16 protein-coding genes, 2 tRNA genes and 6 pseudogenes are annotated in these 17,547 nt (G+C 34.9%); 16 read left to right on the top strand and 8 right to left on the bottom strand.

What is annotated here, in order from left to right:
* Positions 1–164 precede the first annotated feature (164 nt).
* Positions 165–1,170, top strand: a protein-coding gene (locus tag O1Q06_RS05305) for an IS630 family transposase (RefSeq protein ID WP_410542307.1) whose coding sequence is annotated in 2 segments (ribosomal slippage) — positions 165–626 and positions 628–1,170 — 1,005 coding nt in all. Because the reading frame shifts where the segments join, the coding sequence is not laid out codon by codon here.
* Between the two features lie 156 nt (positions 1,171–1,326).
* Here the strand turns inward: O1Q06_RS05305 and O1Q06_RS05300 are convergent.
* The 4 genes and pseudogenes from O1Q06_RS05300 to O1Q06_RS05285 all read right to left on the bottom strand — a co-directional run bounded on the left by O1Q06_RS05300 (position 1,327) and on the right by O1Q06_RS05285 (position 4,775).
* On the bottom strand, positions 1,327–2,853 hold the full coding sequence (locus O1Q06_RS05300; protein ID WP_410542306.1) for an acyl-CoA carboxylase subunit beta: 1,527 nt from the start codon (positions 2,851–2,853) through the stop codon (positions 1,327–1,329).
* Between the two features lie 264 nt (positions 2,854–3,117).
* Entirely contained in the window at positions 3,118–3,366 is a 249-nt protein-coding gene (locus O1Q06_RS05295; protein WP_410542305.1) for a hypothetical protein, read from the bottom strand.
* A gap of 77 nt (positions 3,367–3,443) precedes the next feature.
* Positions 3,444–4,312, bottom strand: a pseudogene (locus tag O1Q06_RS05290) (IS982 family transposase).
* Between the two features lie 79 nt (positions 4,313–4,391).
* Positions 4,392–4,775 carry a hypothetical protein gene (locus O1Q06_RS05285; RefSeq protein ID WP_410542304.1) on the bottom strand — a complete coding sequence of 128 codons (384 nt, stop codon included), beginning with the start codon at positions 4,773–4,775 and terminating at the stop codon, positions 4,392–4,394.
* 135 nt (positions 4,776–4,910) lie between these two features.
* On the opposite strand from O1Q06_RS05285, the gene der reads away from it, so the two are divergent.
* Together der and O1Q06_RS05275 are read left to right on the top strand one after the other, a co-directional pair.
* Complete coding sequence (gene der, locus O1Q06_RS05280) at positions 4,911–6,236, top strand: ribosome biogenesis GTPase Der (RefSeq protein ID WP_064085773.1); 1,326 nt, start codon at positions 4,911–4,913, stop codon at positions 6,234–6,236.
* 122 nt (positions 6,237–6,358) lie between these two features.
* Entirely contained in the window at positions 6,359–6,832 is a 474-nt protein-coding gene (locus O1Q06_RS05275; protein ID WP_410542303.1) for a hypothetical protein, read from the top strand.
* Here O1Q06_RS05275 and O1Q06_RS05270 read toward each other — a convergent pair.
* A pseudogene (locus O1Q06_RS05270) lies at positions 6,795–7,178 on the bottom strand (IS630 family transposase); the annotation flags it as partial. The gene O1Q06_RS05275 and the pseudogene O1Q06_RS05270 overlap by 38 nt on opposite strands.
* 84 nt (positions 7,179–7,262) lie before the next feature.
* On the opposite strand from O1Q06_RS05270, the pseudogene O1Q06_RS05265 reads away from it, so the two are divergent.
* Positions 7,263–8,131: pseudogene (locus O1Q06_RS05265) on the top strand (IS982 family transposase).
* 9 nt (positions 8,132–8,140) lie between these two features.
* On the opposite strand, the pseudogene O1Q06_RS05260 reads toward O1Q06_RS05265, so the two are convergent.
* Positions 8,141–8,774, bottom strand: a pseudogene (locus O1Q06_RS05260) (IS630 family transposase); the annotation flags it as partial.
* 170 nt (positions 8,775–8,944) lie between these two features.
* Here O1Q06_RS05260 and O1Q06_RS05255 point away from each other — a divergent pair.
* From O1Q06_RS05255 to sucD, 9 genes and pseudogenes are all read left to right on the top strand, one after another.
* A pseudogene (locus tag O1Q06_RS05255) lies at positions 8,945–9,946 on the top strand (IS630-like element ISWpi10 family transposase).
* Between the two features lie 16 nt (positions 9,947–9,962).
* Positions 9,963–10,136, top strand: a pseudogene (locus O1Q06_RS05250) (transposase); the annotation flags it as partial.
* A 15-nt stretch (positions 10,137–10,151) separates the two neighbouring features.
* Entirely contained in the window at positions 10,152–10,313 is a 162-nt protein-coding gene (locus tag O1Q06_RS05245) for a hypothetical protein (RefSeq protein WP_410542302.1), read from the top strand.
* A gap of 161 nt (positions 10,314–10,474) precedes the next feature.
* Positions 10,475–10,546, top strand: a tRNA-Glu gene (locus O1Q06_RS05240).
* A gap of 32 nt (positions 10,547–10,578) precedes the next feature.
* Positions 10,579–11,274, top strand: coding sequence for a 16S rRNA (uracil(1498)-N(3))-methyltransferase (locus O1Q06_RS05235; protein WP_007302351.1), 696 nt, complete (start codon positions 10,579–10,581; stop codon positions 11,272–11,274).
* Positions 11,275–11,396: 122 nt separating this feature from the next.
* Positions 11,397–11,470: transfer RNA gene (locus O1Q06_RS05230), tRNA-Pro, on the top strand.
* Between the two features lie 198 nt (positions 11,471–11,668).
* The gene (gene rpsU / locus O1Q06_RS05225) at positions 11,669–11,869 is read left to right on the top strand and encodes a 30S ribosomal protein S21 (protein ID WP_007302350.1); all 201 of its coding nucleotides are present in this window, start codon (positions 11,669–11,671) and stop codon (positions 11,867–11,869) included.
* Between the two features lie 30 nt (positions 11,870–11,899).
* The gene (gene sucC, locus O1Q06_RS05220) at positions 11,900–13,060 is read left to right on the top strand and encodes an ADP-forming succinate--CoA ligase subunit beta (RefSeq protein WP_410542301.1); all 1,161 of its coding nucleotides are present in this window, start codon (positions 11,900–11,902) and stop codon (positions 13,058–13,060) included.
* Between the two features lie 3 nt (positions 13,061–13,063).
* Positions 13,064–13,945, top strand: a complete 882-nt coding sequence (sucD, locus tag O1Q06_RS05215; protein WP_410542300.1) for a succinate--CoA ligase subunit alpha — start codon at positions 13,064–13,066, stop codon at positions 13,943–13,945.
* A 6-nt stretch (positions 13,946–13,951) separates the two neighbouring features.
* Here the strand turns inward: sucD and dapF are convergent, their stop codons facing one another.
* Positions 13,952–14,746 (bottom strand): diaminopimelate epimerase, encoded by a 795-nt coding sequence (gene dapF / locus O1Q06_RS05210; RefSeq protein ID WP_410542299.1) that lies wholly within the window; start codon positions 14,744–14,746, stop codon positions 13,952–13,954.
* A gap of 72 nt (positions 14,747–14,818) precedes the next feature.
* Between dapF and O1Q06_RS05205 the strand changes: the two genes are divergently transcribed.
* Positions 14,819–15,904 (top strand): glycoside hydrolase family 5 protein, encoded by a 1,086-nt coding sequence (locus O1Q06_RS05205; protein ID WP_410542298.1) that lies wholly within the window; start codon positions 14,819–14,821, stop codon positions 15,902–15,904.
* A 36-nt stretch (positions 15,905–15,940) separates the two neighbouring features.
* Here the strand turns inward: O1Q06_RS05205 and O1Q06_RS05200 are convergent, their stop codons facing one another.
* Positions 15,941–16,513, bottom strand: a complete 573-nt coding sequence (locus O1Q06_RS05200; RefSeq protein ID WP_052264977.1) for a nitroreductase family protein — start codon at positions 16,511–16,513, stop codon at positions 15,941–15,943.
* Positions 16,514–16,609: 96 nt separating this feature from the next.
* On the opposite strand from O1Q06_RS05200, the gene O1Q06_RS05195 reads away from it, so the two are divergent.
* Both O1Q06_RS05195 and O1Q06_RS05190 read left to right on the top strand, forming a co-directional pair.
* Positions 16,610–17,137: a biotin transporter BioY gene (locus O1Q06_RS05195; RefSeq protein WP_410542297.1), complete on the top strand. Its 528-nt coding sequence runs from the start codon at positions 16,610–16,612 to the stop codon at positions 17,135–17,137.
* Complete coding sequence (locus O1Q06_RS05190) at positions 17,134–17,532, top strand: DUF1284 domain-containing protein (protein WP_410542296.1); 399 nt, start codon at positions 17,134–17,136, stop codon at positions 17,530–17,532. The genes O1Q06_RS05195 and O1Q06_RS05190 overlap by 4 nt, the downstream gene beginning before the upstream one ends.
* The last annotated feature ends 15 nt before the right edge of the window (positions 17,533–17,547 follow it).

The following is a 17,547-nucleotide window of genomic DNA, read 5'->3' as shown; positions in this document are numbered from 1 at the left end:
CTCGCTATTTTATCTACTCTAGTATCACTTCTTTCCCATTATTGTCTATCTGTTCTTTACATAGTGGGAATTGGTATAAGTAATACCAATTCCCACTATACAAGCAACGAATAGAAAATAATGGAAAAAAGCCATACTGAAGTAAGTAAAATAGCGAGGTTTAGATGGCATTAAGATCAAAATTATTGGATGAAAAAGTGGTGAAATCAGCAAAAGAGATGCTGAAGAGAGTAAGAAATAATGCGTATGTTGCAAAAAAACTAAATGCTGTAATTGCAGCAAAAAAGCACAGTATAACAGCTGTAGCAAAAATATGTTGCATTTCGAGAAAGGCAATTACTACATGGATAAAGCACATAAAATTTGGAAGAGAAGAAAAATTATTTGCTCCACCTCAACGCCGTAGAAAAACTATATTGAACCAAAGTCAACTTGAACGAATTGAGTTGTGGATAGAGGAAAACCCCAATATTACTATTAGAGAAATGAGAATAAGAATCCAAGAAAGATTTGGTTTGAATATCAGCAAATCCGCAATACATCGTAATATGCAAAGAATGAAATTCTCATATATCACACCAAGACCAGTTCATAGTGGACAAGATAAAAACAAGCAAGAGGAGTTTAAAAAAAAACCTCAATGAAACTATTGTCATGCATTCTGAAAAAGAGCTATTTTTCTTCGATGAATCACGGTTTGGTACACATTCGAAAGTTGGACATGGGTGGTTTAAAAAAGGCAGTAGGACACAGGTTAAGGTAAAATTAGGTAGGGAAAATTTTTATCTCTATAGTGCAGTTAATCCTAGAAATGGAGAGAATTTTAGCTTATTTGCACCAAACGTCAACACTGATTGTATAAATATATTCCTTGAACAGATGTCGCAATATTTAGGAATACGAAAGGCTTTTCTCTTGATGGATTGCGCTAGTTGGCATAAGTCAAAAAATTTAAAGGCACCTAAAAATATCGAAATTATATACCTACCACCATACTCACCTGAACTCAATCCTGTTGAGAGGTTTTGGTTATATATAAAACAGAACATTTTACGCAATAAAATCTACAATACAATTGTTCTGCTTGAATGCGCTTTGTGTAAATTTATTACCTCTCTTTCCCCTTCCACGGTTAAACAACTCTGCTATGCTTCTTATTTGGTTCATTAATAATGAGAATTAGTATTAGAATATGCGGAAGTAATTTTTTAGCTATAAGAATATATTATAGAAAAAAGGAACCCAAAAGTTAGCGTTATTGGTAATCCAAGCGCTAGTCTTGGTGTAACGGCACTGTAGACCTTACAATAAAGACTGAGAGGAAAGTTACAAAGGAAGATTATCATGCTTCTTCCATATTCTTTCTACTTTCTTGTTTTTAAGTAGCTCTAATGCTTTGTGAAAGTGATGCCTTGTTTTACTTGGCACTATAATGTCATCAATGTATCCATGTGATGCAGCAAAAAATGGATTAGCAAATTTCTCTTTATATTCTTTGATTAACGTTTGCTGTTCTTTTTCATGCCTAAATATAATTTCAACTGCACTTTCAGGGCCCATTACAGCTATCTCAGCGGTTGGCCAAGCATAATTTATATCACCTTTTAAATGCTTTGAGTTCATAACAATATATGCACCACCATACGCTTTTCTAGTGATAAGGCTAATTTTCGGTACGGTCGCTTCAGCGTAAGCGTAAAGCAGTTTCGCTCCGTGTTGTATTATATTATTGTATTCTTGATTCGTGCCAGGTAAAAACCCTGGAACATCAATAAGTGTGATGATGGGAATGTTAAATGCGTCACAAAATCTTACAAACCTTGCAGCTTTTCTTGAAGAGTCAATATCCAAGCATCCTGCAAGGTGCATAGGTTGATTTGCAACAACACCAATAGTATTTCCTCCAATTCTGCCAAAGCCAATTATGATGTTACGAGCAAAATCGGGTTTTAGTTCAAAAAATTTCCTTTCATCACACACCTTTTCAATGAGTTCATACATATCATAAGGAGTATTAGGATTACTAGGCACTAGAGTGTTCAAAGATTCATCAACATCATCAATTAAGTCGCAAATTGGTACAGTTTTTGGCAACTCTTGATTATTTGCTGACAAAAAGGTGAAGAATTTTCGCATTTCTAGTAGCATTTCAACTTCATTATTGAATGCAAAATCTGCTACTCCTGTTTTGCTCGTATGAATTTTTGCTCCACCGAGATCTTCGTGGCTTACGTTCTCGTATGTAACTTTTTTCACTACATCTGGTCCGGTTATAAACATGTATGAGCTATTTTTTACCATGAAAATAAAATCGGTTAGCGCTGGAGAGTAAACTGCACCGCCAGCACATGGGCCCATGATTAGAGAGATTTGTGGTATAACGCCTGATGCATTTACATTCCTTTGAAAAATTTCTCCGTAACCAGCAAGGGAATTTACTCCCTCTTGAATTCTAGCTCCACCAGAGTCGTTTAGTCCGATAATTGGAATCCTGGCATTAATTGCCATATCCATAATTTTGCATATTTTTTTTGCATGTGATGCACCAAGTGATCCACCAAAGACAGTGAAATCCTGAGAATAAACAAAAACTTTTCTGCCATAAATAGTACCATGGCCAATTACAACTCCATCACCTAAAAAATCAGCATTTTGCATGCCAAAATCAGTTGCGTGATGCTTCACAAACTTATCATACTCTTGAAATGAATTTTCATCGAGCAATATACTCAGCCTTTCTCTAGCGGTTAGCTTTCCTTTTTCATGTTGCTTGTTAACTCTATCAGGACCTCCTCCTTTTTCGGCTTCTAATGTTTTGATCTTTAGAGTTTCTAGTATTTCATAGTCTTGCATGTAGTAAAATAACTTTCAAATTGGTTGTAAACTTTATTGAGCTTACAAATCCTATTGATTATACACATATACCGTTGCTGCATGCAACGGTATATGTGTACGATAATTAATGCGCTAGCAATTTCTATTTAATATTTTGAGAATGCTGAGACTCACTAACATTCTGTGCACTTGCACTTGTTACACCTGTTGATGGATTAATTGTTATAACTTCTCTTTCAATTCCTTGTAAGTTTGAAGCCAATGAGACCAATTTTGCTAGAGTCATGTCATTATATTTATCCATCTTCTTATTCTCATAATAGCCAATTTTATTTTTACAGCTTTGTTTTCCTCGAAGTCCTCAGGACTTATATTATCACTTAAATCAGTACAAAATACGTTACCATTTTCACTAATATTTAAAGCAATACTGCAATCTCTATCACCCACTTTCCAGTTAAATTTAATTATACAAGACTCATTTAGTATTTGATAAAGCCTTACACCATCATCACTTTGTGAAACACGCACCAACCTTTTATCTTCTGGAGATACCAATGTAAAAGCTCCAATTTTTGGATTACTATCCTTTAAACGCTAATTCTGGATTAAGGAAGGAAGAAAGTATAGGAAATGGAAGGCTTTTTGGATTTCAAGGAATAGGAAATGAGAGTAGAAAAGATGTGAACCAAGAAATTAACGGGAGATCTATGGCGAGTATGTTCAATTTCAAGTCTATTTTTGAGGTAGCCAAAAATCGTCTCAATGATCGACCTTTTTCTCAGCAAAATCTTTTCATGTAGTGAAATTAATGCGTTTTTCATCCCCTTTTTCACCTTGGTAACAAGTTTCAAACCGCGGTTAAACAACTCTTGGAAAAGCTCTTTTTTAATATAGCCTTTATCACCAAACAAAAGACCGGTTAATTTCTTAGTTAGGTTTGCTACAGGCTCTCTATCGTCAACATTACCTCTTGTAAGCGTAAAAGCTTGAATTTCACCTTTCTCGTTAATTATCAAATGTAGTTTAAAGCCGAAAAACCAGCCATATGTACTCTTGCTTAATTTTGCAATTCCAGCAAAAACCTTATTTCTTGATATTCTTTTTGCATGGCAAACTGCAATAGGAGTTGTATCTATGTATGAGATTCCAGTAAGTTCTGACCATCCGCAAAGGCACTGTAATAGCATGGCTAAATGCCACAAAACCCTGGGCTTTAGAGCAACAAACCTAGTGTATGAAGGCAACTTCGAAAACTCTGATTTGTAGAGCAATGTTAGGTAATGCAGGTAGAAAGCCTTAAAATTTTCACAGGGAGATTGCTGATACAGGAGGATTATTGTGATAATTTCCGAATGTGTAATTTCTGGCACTCTTGTGGGTTTTTACCGTTTGGCAGTAGTTTATCTGCAAAATTTTTCTCTATATCTCTGCAAAAATCATCGACCAGACAAAACAGTTTTGTTATATCTTCCATGGGTAACCTCATCTATTTTTTTCTATTTGTTGAGTTTACCCTACTCTCCTGACTTTTCTATTCTCTTTTTAATCCAGAATTAGCGTTTTAAGACTTTACCAGGAAATGAGTTATCAAATTTTAACTCACCCCTGCCTTCTTTTAACGATACCCATGCAGTAAATGATTTATCTTCTTTTCCTCTCAACCTCACATCTATAGAATCATTACCTGTATATTCAGCAATTCCTTTTCGAATTACACTCAGAAATTTCTTAGTTTCTTCATCATTGTCACTCAAAAAAAGCTCCTTATTTGCATGTGACCGGGATGGATCATTGAGATTCTCCAATGCTTTAGCTAAAGTTATATAGTTATATATACGTGTCCTGTTGTTATAAGGTGTCCCTAATTTATAAATTTGAGGAGTTAATTGAGCAACTTGATCGAAATTCATTATTAAAGTTTCATTTGCATTGTGCATAGCGCCTCCAATTCTACATAATAAACTTAAGATAAAATATCCTAATTTTAGGATAGGTGTATAATCTATCAAGTCAATAGTTAAACTAAAAAATTTTGATTATAATTTACTATGTATAAAATACGCTCTTAAACTATGCTGAAAATAGTCATAATAGGCCTTCCAAATGCAGGCAAGTCAACTCTATTTAATAGGCTAGTAAGAAGAAAAGCAGCGGTAGTTAGTGACATTCCAGGAGTAACGAGAGATAGGCGTGAAGGAATTGGAAGAATTAGTGATTTAGAGTTTAAAGTTATAGATACAGGAGGATGGAATGACCAAACCAGTTTTTCACTACAAGTTATTGAACAAATAGAGTTTTCTTTATTAAGCGCAGATGTAATTTTTTTTCTTGTTGATGCAAAAGTGCAAAACGAGCAGAACAAAGAGTTTGCAAAGTGGCTGAAGAGAAAAACGAACAAACCTGTAATACTAATAGCAAACAAATGCGAAAGTCATAAATCGGAAAATGTTGATTATTTGCAGTTCTTCAACTTCATAGGTCCGGTGTATATCTCAGCCGAACATAATCTTGGTATGATTGATCTTTATGATGTATTAGCTGGTGTTATTGAAGATTTTAACAAAAAAACTGAGCTGCCTGAAAGTGAGTCCATTAGACTGAGGATTGCAATCATCGGTCGCCCAAACGTTGGAAAATCAACTTTTTTAAACAGTTTACTTGCAGAAAATAGACTAATAGTAAGCTCAAAACCTGGTACCACGCGTGACTCTGTGGATATTTCATACGACCATAATGGGAAATTAATCACTCTCATCGATACTGCGGGAATCCGCAGAAAGGCAAATGTTGTTGATAACTTAGAATCAAGATTTGTTGAAAAAAGTATAGAGTCAATAAAGCGCTCTCATGTAGTGATTTTAATGCTAGATTCCTTGCTTGGCGTTGAGCAGCAGGATTTATCAATTGCTGAAGCTGCAATTAAAGGGGGGAAGGGAATTATCATTGTTTTAAATAAGTGGGATTTAATAGGTAAGGATGACAGAAGTAAGTTAATAAAATTTGTCAAACAACAGGAAGTGACTCGGTTATTTTTGGAAGTGCCAACTGTAACAATTTCTGCATTGAAAGGTATGCGCTGTGGTGATGTGATAGATAAGTGTCTTGAAGTGAGTGAATCCTTAAACAAGAAGATCAGCACTGCAAAACTGAATAATTGGCTAATAGATGCTGTGGAAAAACATTCTCACCCACTTATAAAAGGTAGAGCAATTAAAATGAAGTATATTGCTCAAATTGGCACCAAACCTCCAGCTTTTTCTTTGGTATGCAACGTCCCGGAAAGTGTTGATGAGAGTTATAAACGTTATTTGACTAATGGTCTTAGAAAAAACTTCTTTGTTGAAGGCGTACCAGTCAGATTGCTTTTGAAAAAGAATAAGAATCCCTATGTAAAGTAGGTAATCTTGTTTTATTAACAATATAGTTTTTTTATCTTATTAATATTGTTAACAAATAAATAATATTACTTAAATAAGTTAATATTATATAGTAAAATATTAACTTATTTAGTGCTTTTGCTATGAATTATAAAGGACAAGATTTAAGGCCTGGATCTCCACATACTTTCACGGTTGATACACCTTTAGTATTTCAGTGGCTTCCAAGGCGATATGGATATCCGATCCCAGAAAAATATTTGGAGAGATTGAGCGAATGGGCAAAAAGAGAAGATACGCGTGTAGTGAAGTTAGTAATAAATGGATCTGGTTTTACTCCTACGCAACGTAAAGAGTTGGAGAATAAAATATCAAACAGAGAGTTTAACCCAAACAAAAACATAGAGCTTATAGACTTTAATGAGCTGGATTTAGGAGAGTATGAATTTAGCTTTCACTTACAAACAGATAAGAAAACAGAACTATCTAAATGTCCTTTATACACTGTATCTCAATATTTCAAAGATCTATACTCTATTCCAGAAAGTAAAATTTTGGTGTTGATACCAATTCTCATTATTAATGAACCAAATAAGAAGCATAGCAGAGTTGTTTAACCGTGGAAGGGGAAAGAGAGGTAATAAATTTACACAAAGCGCATTCAAGCAGAACAATTGTATCGTAGATTTTATTGCGTAAAATGTTCTGTTTTATATATAACCAAAACCTCTCAACAGGATTGAGTTCAGGTGAGTATGGTGGTAGGTATATAATTTCGATATTTTTAGGTGCCTTTAAATTTTTTGACTTATGCCAACTAGCGCAATCCATCAAGAGAAAAGCCTTTCGTATTCCTAAATATTACGACATCTGTTCAAGGAATATATTTATACAATCAGTGTTGACGTTTGGTGCAAATAAGCTAAAATTCTCTCCATTTCTGGGATTAACTGTACTATAGACGCTAATTCTGGATTAAAAAGAGAATAGAAAAGTCAGGAGAGTAGGGTAAACTCAACAAATAGAAAAAAATAGATGAGGTTACCCATGGAAGATATAACAAAACTGTTTTGTCTGGTCGATGATTTTTGCAGAGATATAGAGAAAAATTTTGCAGATAAACTACTGCCAAACGGTAAAAAACCCACAAGAGTGCCAGAAATTACACATTCGGAAATTATCACAATAATCCTCCTGTATCAGCAATCTCCCTGTGAAAATTTTAAGGCTTTCTACCTGCATTACCTAACATTGCTCTACAAACAGAGTTTTCGAAGTTGCCTTCATACACTAGGTTTGTTGCTCTAAAGTCCAGGGTTTTGTGGCATTTAGCCATGCTATTACAGTGCCTTTGCGGATGGTCAGAACTTACTGGAATCTCATACATAGATACAACTCCTATTGCAGTTTGCCATGCAAAAAGAATATCAAGAAATAAGGTTTTTGCTGGAATTGCAAAATTAAGCAAGAGTACATATGGCTGGTTTTTCGGCTTTAAACTACATTTGATAATTAACGAGAAAGGTGAAATTCAAGCTTTTACGCTTACAAGAGGTAATGTTGACGATAGAGAGCCTGTAGCAAACCTAACTAAGAAATTAACCGGTCTTTTGTTTGGTGATAAAGGCTATATTAAAAAAGAGCTTTTCCAAGAGTTGTTTAACCGCGGTTTGAAACTTGTTACCAAGGTGAAAAAGGGGATGAAAAACGCATTAATTTCACTACATGAAAAGATTTTGCTGAGAAAAAGGTCGATCATTGAGACGATTTTTGGCTACCTCAAAAATAGACTTGAAATTGAACATACTCGCCATAGATCTCCCGTTAATTTCTTGGTTCACATCTTTTCTACTCTCATTTCCTATTCCTTGAAATCCAAAAAGCCTTCCATTTCCTATACTTTCTTCCTTCCTTAATCCAGAATTAGCGTTATAGAGATAAAAATTTTCCCTACCTAATTTTACCTTAACCTGTGTCCTACTGCCTTTTTTAAACCACCCATGTCCAACTTTTGAATGTGTACCAAACCGTAATTCATCGAAGAAAAATAGCTCTTTTTCAGAATGCATGACAATAGTTTCATTGAGGTTTTTTTTTAAACTCCTCTTGCTTGTTTTTATCTTGTCCACTATGAACTGGTCTTGGTGTGATATATGAGAATTTCATTCTTTGCATATTACGATGTATTGCGGATTTGCTGATATTCAAACCAAATCTTTCTTGGATTCTTATTCTCATTTCTCTAATAGTAATATTGGGGTTTTCCTCTATCCACAACTCAATTCGTTCAAGTTGACTTTGGTTCAATATAGTTTTTCTACGGCGTTGAGGTGGAGCAAATAATTTTTCTTCTCTTCCAAATTTTATGTGCTTTATCCATGTAGTAATTGCCTTTCTCGAAATGCAACATATTTTTGCTACAGCTGTTATACTGTGCTTTTTTGCTGCAATTACAGCATTTAGTTTTTTTGCAACATACGCATTATTTCTTACTCTCTTCAGCATCTCTTTTGCTGATTTCACCACTTTTTCATCCAATAATTTTGATCTTAATGCCATCTAAACCTCGCTATTTTACTTACTTCAGTATGGCTTTTTTCCATTATTTTCTATTCGTTGCTTGTATAGTGGGAATTGGTATTACTTATACCAATTCCCACTATGTAAAGAACAGATAGACAATAATGGGAAAGAAGTGATACTAGAGTAGATAAAATAGCGAGGTTTAGATGGCATTAAGATCAAAACTGTTAGACGAAAAAGTTGTAAATTTGGCGAAAGAAATGTTAAAAAAGGTCAGAAATAACGCATATGTTTCAAAAAAGTTACAAGCGGTGATAGCAGGAAAAGAAAGTAGTATAAGCGCTGTGGCAAGAATATGTAAAATTTCAAGGACTGCTTTGACTGAATGGATAAAGCATCTAAAATTTGGTAGAGTAGAAAAATTATTTTCCCCTTCTCAGCGGCGAAGAAAAAGCAAATTAAACAAAAATCAACGTGAGCAAATTGAAATATGGGTAGAAAGAAATCCAAATATTACTATTAAGGAAGTGCAAATAAAAATCTCAGAGGAATTTGGCCTAAACATTAGCAAATCAACAGTGCATCGTGAGATACAAAGGATGAAGTTTTCTTATATAACACCGAGGCCAATTCACCATAAACAAGATAAAAACAAGCAAGAAGAGTTTAAAAAATACTTCAATAAAATAGTCAATTCCCACCCTGAAAAGGAGGTATTTTTTTGATGAATCACGATTTGGAACTCATTCAAAAATCGGACACGGATGGTTTAAAAAAGGGGTCAGAACGCAGGTTAAATGAAAATTGGTAGACAAAATTTCTATATCTACAGTGCGGTAAATCCAAGAAGTGGTAAGAAAATTAGCCTACTTGCTCCATATGTAAACACTGATTGTATGAATATATTTCTGGAGCAGATGTCGAAAGATTTAGGCACGAAAAAAGCCTTTCTTGTAATGGATTGTGCAGGCTGGCATAGATCAAAAAGTTTGAAAATTCAGAAAAACATTACCATTATATACTTGCCTCCTTATTCACCAGAACTGAATCCTGTTGAGAGGTTGTGGCAATATATCAAACACAATACTTTACGCAACAGAGTCTACGATACCATAGGCTTACTTGAAGATGTTCTGTGTAATTTTATTGTCAGTATTTCCAGTGCTACTATTAAACGAGTTTGTAATGTTTCTTATTTGTTCGATTAGTAATGGAATTTGGTATGATAAGATTATCGAGCTTGCTAAAGGAGTTGGTGCAGAAATTTTGTATCTGCCTCCATATTCTCCAGATTTCAACAAAATTGAGCATTATTGGTTTGCTATAAAAAACAGAGCCAGGAAAAACATTCCTCTATTCGAATCCTTTCGTCGTGCTGTTGATTCTGCCTTCCCATGACCTGTTCGGACTATTATGAGAAATGCTATAAATGAGCAAAGTGCTAATAAGCCAGCGAGTCAGCAAATCAAGACCAAGGCTGGCTTTAACGTAAAAGAAATAAGGCAAAATTTTGAGCGTAGAGATTCTGGATACGATTCTGGCTATGATTCAGATACAAAAGTTGAACAAAATTAGAATTAGGATCTAAAGCTCCTAAATCTGAGATAGGTTCAGTAAGCATTGAACATGGGGTAATAGGAGGCTGTCGATATAAAATCACTACTCTAACTGTGTGATTCAAAATAATTGAATTGACTTTATATGTATAATCGATATAACTCAGTTAGATTCAAGTCGACTCTTTCGTCTAGTGGTTAGGACACCACCCTTTCACGGTGGTAACACGGGTTCAAATCCCGTAAGAGTCACTCAAACAGAATGCAAATAACTAAAGTTTTGAATGAAAAAAATTAGGCTTTATGTTGAAGAAGCTTTATCACAAAATGTAAGTTTGGCGCTTCATCCACGACAAAGTCACTATATTTACAATGTAATGCGGCTTAAGAAGCATGATAACATCTATCTTTTTAATGGAAAGGATGGAGAATGGTTAGGAGAAGTGGTGAATATATCAAGTAAATCGACAAAAATTATAATAAAAGAACGCACTAAACAACAACAACATGAAAAAAATCTATATTTGTATTGTGCTCTGGTAAAAAGCGGCGCCTTAAGCAACATAGTAAGACAAGCAACTGAAATGGGAGTAACCTGCATTCAATTTATTTCAACAGAACGTACAGTAGTAAAAAACATTAACCTAAGTAGAGCGAAATTACAGGCAATTGAAGCTGCGGAACAATCCGGTAGGACAAGTATACCACAGATTTTTCTTCCTATTAATTTTTGTGAATTATCCGATTCCCAGAATAAAAATTTTGTTTTGTGTGATGAAACAGGTGAAGGACAACCTCCTAATAAAGTTCTAAAAGGCAAGAAAAACGTTGCTATTATTGTTGGCCCCGAAGGTGGTTTTTCATCTTGCGAACTTGATTCTGCCAATAAATTTTGTCAGAAACTGAGTCTAGGAAAAAGAATTTTGAGAGTTGATACTGCTGTAGTTGCTGCATTAACCTTCACCAATTGGTATAGCTAGATTTTTTAATATGGCTAGTGCAACTTGACACTCTATGTAAAGAAATCTGCATTATATTTTTCCTAAAAGAAATAAATGAAACTTGCATTTTTCCGAACTATCGATACTCTTAGTAAAGAAGTCGGGGCGTAGCGCAGCCTGGTAGCGCATTTGGTTTGGGACCAAAGGGTCGGGAGTTCAAATCTCTCCGCCCCGAGATTAGAAAAATTAAAAGAGCACTGTAACCTAAGAGCAATTTTTATCAGCAAGTAAATGATTGACAGCAGAATGAAGCTTTTTTCATATAAATCACTGAATATCATATTCTATCGCTCAAGTTTATAAAATAATTGACAATGTTAATTTTCTAATTTATAAATGGATTTTGAAGTGATTACCGAAGGAGGTATAGAGTTTGATTGAAGTATCAGTCCATTATGGTGATGTAGATAGAGCTCTTCCAGTGTTGAGAAAAATAATTCAAAAGGAAGGAAGAGGGCTCAAAATGAAAAAAAAATATCACGAAAAGAAATCAGAGAAAACAGCTAAAAAAAAAGCTGAAGCAAGGAAAAAGAGGTATCAGCAAGAATGCAGAAGACAGCGTTATGGTTGGTAGTTTTTACTAAGATTAATAATTAGTTATCTTATGAATATTCATGAATATCAAGCAAAGGAAATTTTACACAAGTTTAATGTCCCGGCACCAAAGGGTTTTGTTGCTACATCTGCAGAAGGAGTAGAAACTCAAATAAATCAACTAAAATCTGACGTGTTTGTGGTTAAAGCTCAGATTCATGCAGGTGGTAGGGGTAAGGCTGGTGGTGTAAAGCTAGCAAAGTCAGTTGAAGAAGCTCAACAGTTTGTAAAGAACATGCTTGGCATAACTTTAGTTACTCATCAAACAGGGCCTAGTGGACAGCAGGTAAGAAGAGTATACATTGAGGAAGGTTCAAGCATTAAAAAAGAGTACTATTTGAGTCTAGTAGTTGATCCAAAGCTCAGTAGGTTAGTATTTATATTTTCCTCAGAAGGTGGTATGGATATTGAAGAGGTAGCAAAAAATTCTCCTACAAAAATTGTGAAATTTGATATTGACCCCGCTACTGGTTTTACAAATCTTGATAACAGTAAACTTGCCAATAATTTTAATTTGAATTCAGAACAAATAGAAAGAATAACAAATATTGCAAAAAATATATATAATGCGTTTATTACAACTGATGCAAGCCAAATAGAAATTAACCCACTAGTTGAAACAAATTCCGGGGATTTTGTTTCACTTGATGCTAAAATTAATTTTGATGACAACGCTTTATATCGTCATCCAGAAATCGTGCAGCTTCGTGATTATGATGAAGAAGTTAAAGAAGAGATAGAAGCTTCAAAACATGGACTTAGTTACATCAAAATGGATGGCAATATTGGTTGCATGGTGAACGGTGCAGGTCTTGCTATGGCAACAATGGATATAATAAAGTACTATGGAGCAGAGCCTGCTAACTTTCTAGATGTTGGTGGTGGAGCAAGTAAGGAAACTGTCACTGAAGCATTTAAAATTATATTATCTGATAGTAATGTACAAGGAATTTTGGTTAATATATTTGGCGGTATAATGCGTTGTGATATCATTGCAAATGGAATAGTTGAAGCTGCAAAAGAAATAGATATTAAGGTCCCTTTAGTGGTTAGATTATCAGGCACTAACTTTAAAGAAGGAAAAAGAATTTTAGAAGAGTCAGGGCTAAATATTATTGCTGCAGACGAACTTGACGAGGCTGCACAGAAAATAGTACAAGAGGTGAAGTAGAGTATGTCTGTTTTAGTAAATAAAGATACAAGATTAATATGCCAGGGCTTTACTGGTGCACAAGGTACATTTCATTCAGAACAAGCAATTAGCTATGGAACCAAAATGGTTGGCGGTGTAACTCCTAGCAAGGGTGGAAGCACTCACCTTAATTTACCAGTTTTTAATACCGTAGCAGAAGCTAAAGAAAAAACTGATGTGAATGCTACTGTGATATATGTACCTGCTAAATTCGCAGCTGATGCAATACTTGAGGCAATAGATGCAGAGATAGAATTAATAGTTTGCATCACAGAGGGCATTCCTATACTTGACATGGTAAAGGTAAAGCACGCTCTTGCTGGTTCAAACAGTCGATTGATTGGCCCAAACTGTCCAGGGGTTATTACACCCGAAGAATGCAAAATAGGAATTATGCCAGGACATATTCACAGACGTGGACATATAGGAATTATGTCTCGTTCTGGAACTTTAACCTATGAAGCGGTAGCACAAACAACCGCTGTTGGTCTTGGTCAGTCAACATGTATAGGAATTGGAGGGGATCCTGTTCATGGTATGACGTTTGTTGACTGTATGGAGCTCTTTTTAAAAGATGACGATACTCATGGTATTATAGTTATTGGTGAAATAGGTGGAAACGAAGAAGAGGATGTATCACATTTTGTGAAAACAGAAAAAACTAAAAAGCCAATCGTTGGTTTTGTAGCAGGTCAAACAGCACCTCCAGGAAGACGTATGGGGCACGCTGGGGCTATTATCTCCTCTAGTGGCGGAAGTGCTGGTGCAAAGTTAGAGGTTATGCGCAGTGCTGGGATTGCGATTGCAGAAACCCCTGCTGTGATTGGTAAAAAGGTGTTAGAAGTAATGAGTGTCAGTGCCTAGCCTAGGTCATAAAAACCCTATATCCCCAGTCATCAGTATATTTTTTGACCACTCAATCAGTAACTGACCTCCTGGTAAATGCACTGAAGTTTGTTTAGTAGCCAAACACTTACGAAGTATAGATGCAACAAATGCTGCACAAGCCGCACTACCACATGAAGCAGTAATACCTGTTCCTCTTTCCCAAACTCTTAAGTTTATTTCTCCAGATTTTTCTATTTGTGCAATACTAACATTTGTTTTCTGAGGAAATAATTCGTGATTTTCTAGCTTTGGTCCTAAATTCTGCAATGGTATTTTGCTTATGTTATCAACAAAAAAAACTATATGAGGGTTACCAATATTTACTGCAACTGGCTCTTTCAGCATTTCAAGCTCTATAGGTAGATAAAGGGGATCACATTCACAAGAAAGAGGAATTTCATTCCATTTAAGCAGTGGTTTACCCATATTGACCTTTATTGATTTATCACCTACTTTAAAACATTCTAAGATACGATTATTTATCAGCTCAATAGTGATATATTCAGTACCTTTTTCTAACATTATCAAATATCCAACACAGCGTGCTGCGTTTCCACACATTTCAGCTCGACTACCGTCAGCATTGTAGATATGCATAAAGCAGTTTGCAGCATTAGACATTGTTATAATTATCACTTGATCACAACTGCCTTGATCAGCAATTTGTCTATAATTCCAGTCTAAATTATTTGCTGAACGTGAGTCTATGATAACAAAACTATTGCCAGTACCATGCATCTTTACAAACGGGATCTTGTCCGTTAGGTTACTTACCATTATAGCAAAATTATATAAGTGAAAATTTTTCTTCTAATTACAGCTGTTTTGTATTCTATAGTTTTCTGTAATGTGAGTGCTAAGTCAATACCGGAGAACAGCAAAATGCTCTTTTGGCAAACTGGAGTTAGAAAGGGAGCAAATGTTTTCAATAGAAAAGTTGATAGTGACTTAATCAAAGCAGCAAAGGAATGCAAAATTGGTTTTATTCGTCTTGCTCCTGACAAATTTGAAACTACGCAACGTGACTTCCTCTTAGGCAATGCAGACAATTATCCGGGCCTGATTTCCAAAGACCTGAAAGTTCTGAAAGATGTTTTAGATGCTTTTCATCAACAAAAAATACCAGTAGTGTTAACGATGCTTAGCTTACCTGGATCTAGATGGAAGCAAAATAATAACGATAAAGATGATTTACGTTTATGGTCAGATCAAGCTTTTCAAAAACAAGCAGCAAAATTTTGGCAAGATCTTGCAAGAGAACTTAAGGACCATCCTGCCATTGTTGGATATAATATCTTAAATGAACCACATCCAGAAAAGCTTTATAATACTGCAGACTCGGCTATTTATAAAGTAGAACAAAGCAAAGTTCAGAAGAATCTATTTGGCTTTTATAGCAGCGTGGTAAACAGTATCCGCCAAGTTGATTCAGAGACCCCAATAATACTTGATAGCAGCAGTTATGCTGACTCTAATACTTTTAACAAATTTGAACCAGTTAGTGATAAAAATGTTCTTTATTCATTTCATATATATGAGCCCTTTGCTTATACAAACTTAAAATTAAACCAAGGTAACTTCGCCTACCCTGGACATGTTCAATCTTTTGATGCAAAAAAAGTAGAGTATTGGAATAAAGATAAGTTAAAATCATATATAGAACCTGTAAAAATTTTCCAAAAGAGGTATAATATACCAGATTATAAGATCCTTGCTGGAGAGTTTGGCGGGCACCGCTGCTCAAAAGGATTAGAGCACTATTTTCGAGATCTTACTTCTATTTTTAATGAATATAATTGGCATTTTGCTGTTTATGGCTTTCGAGAAGATATATGGGATGGTATGGACTATGAACTTGGAAACGAGAAGCTTTCATGGAAAGACTGGCAAGCAATTGAAGAGGGTAGGATGAAAAAAAAATTATTTGCCAAATAATTCAGTTTTTAAGATATTAAGAGAAGAATGGTCAAGTCAGCTTGCTGGCCATTCGTCATAAAAGAATATTTCTTTTATTGATCTTCTTTGTTTTTCTTTGACTTCAGCACCCTCTTTTTCGTAACCAACTGCTATCACTGACATTACATTAAAATCATCAGGTATATTGAATCTCTTAACTATTTTATCTCTATCAAATCCACCCATTTGATGAGCCATTAAGTTCATAGCTGCAGCCTGCAGCATAAGTGCATAATTTGCTGCACCAGTATCATGTTTAGCCCAAAGATTTTCTCCTTTACCTTGTTTACGGAAGTTCTTAGCGCTTAGAGATATAATTAGTATTTGTGCATCTTTTGCCCACTTTTGATTAGATTCATCAAGGCAACCGAGCAATTTTTTCCATGCGCTTTGATTGTTCTGTTTGTTGCATATCACATATCGCCAAGGTTCATCACCAAAACACGAGGGTGTTAGCCTTACAGCTTCTATTAAAATATCCATTTCTTTCTGAAATATTGCTCTTGTAGGATCGTATGAACGTCCGCTGTGTCTTTCTTTCATCAACGATAATAGATCTTGTTTACTCATCATTTTTAAATAGTGCATAAATAATTCATTGTAGCGCAATATAAGCAAAATTTAAATTGCAAAACCTCTTATACACATATATTACATTTAGTAAGTTATTTTTATTGGGAAGATATGTTTATAACACAATCAAGCAGTAGGTCAACACTTGCTGAAATATTGTCTTGTGTTTTACTTTTATTCTTGATGGCTCAAATAAGCATACCATTGCAGCCTGTGCCTATCACATTGCAAACTTTAGGATTAATGCTTGTTGGGCTTAAATTTAACCGCAGAACAGCATTCTATTCTGTGCTTACATATCTATCACTTGGTTCAGCAGGATTTCCTGTTTTTGCGAATTTTTCTGGTGGTCATCATATTTTTCTCGGGCCAACAGGTGGATATTTGATTGGCTGTTTAGTTGCTGTTGTAGTAATGAGCAGAGTAAATGAATTACTGAACTCTAAATATAAATCATTTATGTGTAATTCTTTAAGTTGTCTGGCGGGTACAGTCGTAATCTTTATTTGTGGTATTAGTTGGCTTACTATTTACGTGAGTCTGAAACAAGCAATAATGGTAGGTGTTTTACCATTCATCCTTCCTGGTTTGGTAAAAATTTTTCTACTTGTAGCAGCTTTGCAGTATTTGAAAAAGTGATAAGGTTTCGTCCTCATCATTTTATGTGCACTCTTGCATTTCAAGGGTATGGATATTCTCAGAGCTTTGTAGAAAATTATGAAAAGATAGCAAGTAAAGTAATTAGTGATCCTAATACTAAAATCGAAGTAGTCGATAATCTTGACACTATTTGTGGTGTTTGCCCAAACCAGACTAAACAAGGTGAATGTACTACACAAGCTAAAGTTTTAGAGCTAGATAGAAGGCATATGGAAATTTTAGGAATAAAAATTGGCGAGATTTTGACCTGGAGTGAAGCAGTAAAAAGAATTAGAAAGAAAATGTCTTTAGAGAAATTTGACTACGCATGTGAGGAGTGTAATTGGCAACCATATGGAATGTGTAGAAGTGCTCTTTTAACTCATTCTAAATAGTATCTGCCAATTAAT

Origin of the sequence: Wolbachia endosymbiont of Tetranychus urticae, assembly GCF_046529255.1 — a bacterium.
Taxonomy (GTDB): Bacteria; Pseudomonadota; Alphaproteobacteria; order Rickettsiales; family Anaplasmataceae; genus Wolbachia.
The sequence above is the reverse complement of the archived record's forward strand: the minus strand, read 5'-3'. Positions and strand labels throughout refer to the sequence as shown.

Coding starts and splice junctions, on each gene's coding strand:
- O1Q06_RS05300 (WP_410542306.1), bottom strand. CDS start 2,853: ATGCAAGACTATGAAATACTAGAAACTCTAAAGATCAAAACATTAGAA.
- O1Q06_RS05285 (WP_410542304.1), bottom strand. CDS start 4,775: ATGCACAATGCAAATGAAACTTTAATAATGAATTTCGATCAAGTTGCT.
- der (WP_064085773.1), top strand. CDS start 4,911: ATGCTGAAAATAGTCATAATAGGCCTTCCAAATGCAGGCAAGTCAACT.
- O1Q06_RS05275 (WP_410542303.1), top strand. CDS start 6,359: ATGAATTATAAAGGACAAGATTTAAGGCCTGGATCTCCACATACTTTC.
- O1Q06_RS05245 (WP_410542302.1), top strand. CDS start 10,152: ATGAGAAATGCTATAAATGAGCAAAGTGCTAATAAGCCAGCGAGTCAG.
- O1Q06_RS05235 (WP_007302351.1), top strand. CDS start 10,579: ATGAAAAAAATTAGGCTTTATGTTGAAGAAGCTTTATCACAAAATGTA.
- sucC (WP_410542301.1), top strand. CDS start 11,900: ATGAATATTCATGAATATCAAGCAAAGGAAATTTTACACAAGTTTAAT.
- sucD (WP_410542300.1), top strand. CDS start 13,064: ATGTCTGTTTTAGTAAATAAAGATACAAGATTAATATGCCAGGGCTTT.
- dapF (WP_410542299.1), bottom strand. CDS start 14,746: ATGGTAAGTAACCTAACGGACAAGATCCCGTTTGTAAAGATGCATGGT.
- O1Q06_RS05200 (WP_052264977.1), bottom strand. CDS start 16,513: ATGCACTATTTAAAAATGATGAGTAAACAAGATCTATTATCGTTGATG.
- O1Q06_RS05195 (WP_410542297.1), top strand. CDS start 16,610: ATGTTTATAACACAATCAAGCAGTAGGTCAACACTTGCTGAAATATTG.